The organism is bacterium (genome assembly GCA_021372515.1).
Taxonomy (GTDB): Bacteria; Gemmatimonadota; Glassbacteria; order GWA2-58-10; family GWA2-58-10; genus JAJFUG01.
On sequence record JAJFUG010000106.1, the window covers coordinates 1 to 5,363 of the forward strand.

Genomic DNA, 5,363 nt, shown 5'->3' on the forward strand with positions numbered 1-5,363 from the left:
CATCAGAAGCCCCGCCTCGTGACGCCCGCTGTCGCCAGCCGGGTCGACCTCGATCCGGGAGACCGCTGCCTCGCCGCCGAACTCGCGGCAGAAAAGGGCGGCCAGCTCGGCCACCGGGCGGCAGGAGACAGTCTCCGGGGCGAAATTGAACGGCCCGCACAGGGCGGCCAGTTCCCGGCTGTCGCCGCTTTCGGCGGCGGCCAGAAGGCGCGCGCCCAGGATCAGGTAGCCGTAGAGCGGCTCCAGCACGTGCTGCCAGGGACGGACCGCGGCGGGAAGCCTGAGGCGCAGCGGCTTGCCCGCGCTCAGGGCGGCCACGGCATCGGGCACTATCCTGTCCCGCGCCCAGTCGCCCCCGCCGATCACGTTGCCGGCGCGCGCCGTGGCCAGGGCCACTCCCCGCGGGGCGAAGAACGAGCGCCGGTACGAGGCGCAGACAATCTCGGCCGCGGCCTTGGAGGCGCTGTAGGGGTCGCTGCCGCCCAGGGGGTCGGCCTCGCGGTAGGCGAAATCCCACTCGCGGTTCTCGTAGCACTTGTCCGTGGTCACCACCACCACGGACCGGAGATTATCCGCCTTGCGGCGCAGGGCCTCCAGAAGGTTCACCGTGCCGCCGGAGTTGATCTCGAAGGTTTCGCGGCTCAGCTCGTAGCTGTCGCGCACCAGGGGCTGGGCGGCCAGATGGAACACAACTTCGGGCTGAGTGTCGGCCACCGCGCGCTCCAGGGCGGCATAGTCGCGCACATCCGCCCGGATATCTTTCTCCAGCACCTGGGCGCAGGCCGCCTGCTCGAACAGGGCGGGCGAGGTGGGCGGGTCGAGGGCCAGGCCCGTGGTGCGCGCGCCCAGGCCCTCCAGCCAGAGGCTCAGCCAGCTCCCCTTGAACCCGGTATGGCCGGTCAGCAGCACACGGCGGCCCTGATAGGCTTTTTTGAGCGTGTCCATATCCACTCTACCAAACTTTCCAGGGCGCCTGGCCCGAGTTCCAGAGCGATTCCAGGTAATTTTTCTCTTTCAGCAGGTCCATCGAGTACCAGAAACCCTCGTGACGGTAGGCGTTGAGCTGCCCCTCCGCGGCCAGACGCTCCAGGGGCTCTTTCTCCCAGACGGTCGTGTCCCCGTCCTCGATGTAGTCGAACACGCCGGGCGAGAGCACGAAAAACCCGCCGTTGATCCAGTTGCCCGGTTCCTTGACCTTCTCCCGGAACGACAGCACGTTCTCGTCCCGCATGTCCAGCATGCCGTAGCGGCCCAGCGGCTGCACCGCGGTGAGCGTGGCCAGGGCTTTGCGTTCTTTATGGAAGCGGATCAGGCCGCGGATGTCGATGTCGCTGACCCCGTCGCCGTAGGTGAAACAGAAATCGTCATTGTCCAGATACGGGCGCACCCGCTTGAGCCGTCCCCCGGTGGCGGTGTCCAGGCCGGTCTCGACCAGGGTCACGCGCCAGGGCTCACGGCAGCCGGTGTGCACCTCCATGCTCCCGGAGGCCAGGTCGAACGTCACATCCGACAGGTGCAGCAGGTAGTGGGAGAAGAACTCCTTTATCACGTAGCCCTTGTAGCCCAGGCAGATCACGAAATCGTGTATCCCGTGCGCCGAGTAGATTTTCATGATGTGCCACAGGATCGGCATCCCGCCGATCTCCACCATCGGCTTGGGACGCAGGCTGGTCTCCTCGCTGATCCGGGTGCCGTAACCGCCGGCCAGTATCACGGCTTTCATGCGAGCCTCTTGGGTGTGTGTTGCCCGGCTTGTGCGCCTCGACGGCCTAATTCGCGCCGCGTGGCTTGCGCCCGACCGCCTCGATGTTGCCGAAGGGGAACGAGAGCGTGAAATTCTTGAGTCCCAGTGCGCCCAGGGCTCCCAGCCCGGCTCGGCGAATTCCGGGGTTACGGATGCCGTTCTCCACATAATGCGCCAGCGGGTAGGTGGTAAGGCTTTTCAAGCCCCGCTCGTAGGCAAACCCGGCTGCCTCCAGCATCCGCCTCAGGCTTGCCGGGTCGAAATAGCTCAGGTGCTGCACCGACCAGGCGATAAAGCCCATGCCCTGCACCCGGGCCAGCAGGCTGCCGATATTGTGGGTCGCCACCAGCGCGCAGCCGCCGGGACGCAAATGGTAGAGGATATCCTCCAGCATGCGCCGCGGGTCGGAGACATGATCGATCACATGGACAAAGAACACCAGGTCGAAATGAGCTTCCGGGAACAGGGAGCGGCTGTAGTCGGCGCAACGCACCCCGGTCAGGCCCAGGACATGCCGGGCGTGCTCCACCGCCCCGGCGCTGGGGTCCACCCCGTGGGCCTCGAAACCGTGCAGCGCGGCGGCCTCCACCAGGTGCCCGCAGCCGCAGCCCACATCCAGCACCCGTCCGCTCCGGATACCCGAGACCCGCACCAGGCGCTCCACGTAGCGGGCCATGTTGCGACGGATCGAGGGCACCAGGGAATCCTTGACCGCCTCGTCGATCCGGCTGTTGCGGTACAGCTCGATGATCCGCTCCGGCTCGAACACCGGGTCGGAATAGACCATCCCGCAACCGTTGCAGCGTACGATCCGGTAGTGGTTGGCGCTCTCGGTCAGGTAGTCGAAATCGGCCTGGGCGTTCTCCAGGCGTTCCGGGTACAGCTCGCTCTTGTCGGCCGACCCGCAGAGCGGGCAATCCATGCGCCGCATCGGTGCGTCACTTCCCGCCTATGATGTGCTCTATCTCCGCCCGGCTCAGAATACGCGGCTCCGGGGTGAGGATGATTATGTCGCCGCGGTAGCCGCGCTGGTTGTACAGCTCACGGATGATCTCGCGGTAGAACATGGCCGCGGTCACGATCAGGGCATCCACCGGCTCGCGCTCCAGCATGTCCGGCGGGACGATCTTGAGCAGGCTGCCCGGCAGATACTTGCCCTGCTTGAACGCGTCCTTGTCGATCACGTACTTGATTTTCTGCGGGTTCATCCCGGTGAACGAGAACACGGTCACGCCCTTGGCTCCGGCGCCCCAGGCGCCCACACTCTTGCCCGCCGCGGCGAGCGAGGCCATCAGGGACTCGAACTTGCCGCCGAAAGCCTGGTACTCGCGGCTGAACCGGTCCTCCAGGCCGTTGCGGCTGCCCTGGTAGCAGACAAACACACCCACGTACTCGTCATCCGCGCCGTGGTAGACCTCGATCACATGGAAATTGTTGCGCTCCATGATCTTGGTCAGGGTGTTGGCCGTGAAGTAGCTCACCCGGTCGGGCAGGACATCGAAATAGCGCATGTCGAACAGGGTCTTGGTCCAGGAGGGCACATCCACCAGGCCAATCGCCCCGAAATTGAGCAGCTTGCCCATGCCGCGCAGGAAGCTGTTGGGGTTTTTCACCAGGTCCATGGCCTGCTTGCTCACAAAGGCGTCGTACTTTTTGGTCAGGTGCTTGTCCGTGTCATCGCCCAGGTAGAGATTATAGCACTTTACCCCGCGCTTTTCGGCCTCGGCGCGGGCGGTGGCCGAGGGCTCGATCGCCTCGACGCGCGCCCCCAGCTCGTTCAGCTTGGCCGCGAAATAACCGTCCCCGCAGCCGGCCTCGATCACGTTCTTGCCGCGCAGGTTGTACTTTTCGAAGAACTTGACCGCCAGGTCGTCCTCGTAGACCGTGTACAGCTCGGTGCCGGTGCGGGTCATCAGGTAGTCGTCGAAATACTGGTCGTGGCTGAGCGTGCCGGTGTCGATCTGCACCATGTCGCAGGCGCGGCACTTGTAGAGCGGGATATCGATACGCTCGCCGCCGCGGGCCTGGGGGTCGGCCAGCAGTTTCTGGGCGTAGCGGGGGCCGTTCTTGAGGAAGAAAATCCGCTCGAAATCACTCGAACCGCACAGAATGCATTCCATTTGAGGTGTCCCTTTCTAAGCGTACAACGCATAAATGGTCCGGCCGGGTCTGTGTACCCTGGGCCGCCGGACCCTTCTATTTGATTTCGTGCCCCTTGTCCGCTGTCGGCCCGAACCCCAGGGTCTCGCGGACAATGAAGATCGGGCGGCCCTTGACCTCGGCGAACACGCGGGCCAGGTATTCGCCCATGATCCCCAGGGCGATGAACATACAGCCGAACATCAGCAGCATGGTCAGGATGATGGTCGGGAAGCCGGGGACATCGTTGCCCTGCGCCAGAACCACCGCCAGGATCACGATCAGCAGGAGAAAGCACAGCGCACTCAGCACGAGGCCGAAAAAGGTGATCACCCTGAGCGGCAGGAAACTGAACGAGAACAGGGCGTCCAACGCCTCGGTGAAAATGTCCCAGAACGGGGCCTTGGTCTCACCGGCGAAACGCTCGGCCCGCTCGAACTGGACCCCCACCTGGCTGAATCCGGTCCAGGCGCAGAGGCCGCGGGTGAAACGGTTGGTTTCAGGCATGGCGTTGAGCTGGCTGTAGACACAGCGGTCCATCAGGCGGAACGCGGTCACATCCGGGGGGATCATGCCGCCGGTGAGCTTTTCGAGCAGGAAATAGAACACCTTGTTGAGCAGCTTGCGCAGGGGTGAGACGCCGCGGCGGCTCTTGATGATCCCGTAGACTACCTGGTGGCCCTCCTCCCATTTCTGCAGGAAAAGGTCGATCACCTCGGGCGGGTCCTGAAGGTCGGCATCCATCAGGATCGCGCAGTCACCGGAGGCGTGGCGCAGACCCGCCGCCACTCCGCCGTCCGCCATGAAATTCCGGGACAGCCGGACGATCCTGAAACGCGGGTCGATCTGGTTCAGACGGGTAAGCTCGGCCCAGGAGTTGTCAGCCGAGCCGTTCTCCACGATCACAGCCTCGAAATCGTAGGCCGCGTTGCGCTCCATCATCGCGCGCAGGGCGCGCCCCAGCTCGGGGATCACGGCCTCCTCGTTGTAGGCCGGAATGACAATCGAGACCAGTTTTTTCCCCACCGGCAAACCTTTCCCGGAGTGAGCCAGATGCGGCGGCGTCTTGACGCCGCTGTCACAAACGCCGCAGGCCGGTTGTTTCCGTGTGTCTACACAGCCTGCGGTCCGCTACAAAGGCAATTATCGTGCCCCGACCGTGTCCTGCCGCTCAGCGTCCGGCCCACCGGCGCACCGCGGCGCAGACCTGGCGCACCTCGTCCTCGGTGATATCGGCGCAGAGCGGCAGCGAAAGCACCTGCTCTGCCGCTCGCTCGGCCACCGGGAAATCGCCGGGGCCGTAGCCCAGCGGGGCGAAAGCTTTTTGAAGGTGGATCGGCAGCGGGTAGTGGATCACCGTGTCGATCCCGCGTTCTTTCAGGTATGCGGCCAGGTTGTCGCGGCGCTCGCTGCGCACCGCGTACACGTACCAGACATGACGCGCCCCGGCGGGCTCCACCGGCAGCTCGAGGCCCGAGCC

6 protein-coding genes are annotated in these 5,363 nt (G+C 64.8%); all 6 read right to left on the minus strand.

All coding sequences use genetic code 11. The features are described from left to right. Positions 1-945, minus strand: a 945-nt coding sequence (gene rfbG / locus LLH00_10505; protein ID MCE5271700.1) for a CDP-glucose 4,6-dehydratase, incomplete at its 3' end; no start/stop codon positions are given. A gap of 7 nt (positions 946-952) precedes the next feature. Then, on the minus strand, positions 953-1,723 hold the full coding sequence (gene rfbF / locus LLH00_10510) for a glucose-1-phosphate cytidylyltransferase (GenBank protein MCE5271701.1): 771 nt from the start codon (positions 1,721-1,723) through the stop codon (positions 953-955). Positions 1,724-1,769: 46 nt separating this feature from the next. Then, a complete protein-coding gene (locus tag LLH00_10515; GenBank protein ID MCE5271702.1) occupies positions 1,770-2,675 on the minus strand; it encodes a class I SAM-dependent methyltransferase in 906 nt (301 codons plus the stop codon). Between the two features lie 7 nt (positions 2,676-2,682). Next, positions 2,683-3,864: a class I SAM-dependent methyltransferase gene (locus LLH00_10520; protein ID MCE5271703.1), complete on the minus strand. Its 1,182-nt coding sequence runs from the start codon at positions 3,862-3,864 to the stop codon at positions 2,683-2,685. Between the two features lie 76 nt (positions 3,865-3,940). Next, positions 3,941-4,909 (minus strand): glycosyltransferase family 2 protein, encoded by a 969-nt coding sequence (locus LLH00_10525; GenBank protein MCE5271704.1) that lies wholly within the window; start codon positions 4,907-4,909, stop codon positions 3,941-3,943. Between the two features lie 145 nt (positions 4,910-5,054). Beyond that, the coding region (locus tag LLH00_10530; protein ID MCE5271705.1) for a DegT/DnrJ/EryC1/StrS family aminotransferase at positions 5,055-5,363 on the minus strand (309 nt) is incomplete at its 5' end.

Excerpts from the sequence above, each read along its gene's own strand:
- LLH00_10515 (MCE5271702.1), bottom strand. The coding sequence starts at position 2,675 with ATGCGGCGCATGGATTGCCCGCTCTGCGGGTCGGCCGACAAGAGCGAG.
- rfbF (MCE5271701.1), bottom strand. The coding sequence starts at position 1,723 with ATGAAAGCCGTGATACTGGCCGGCGGTTACGGCACCCGGATCAGCGAG.
- LLH00_10520 (MCE5271703.1), bottom strand. The coding sequence starts at position 3,864 with ATGGAATGCATTCTGTGCGGTTCGAGTGATTTCGAGCGGATTTTCTTC.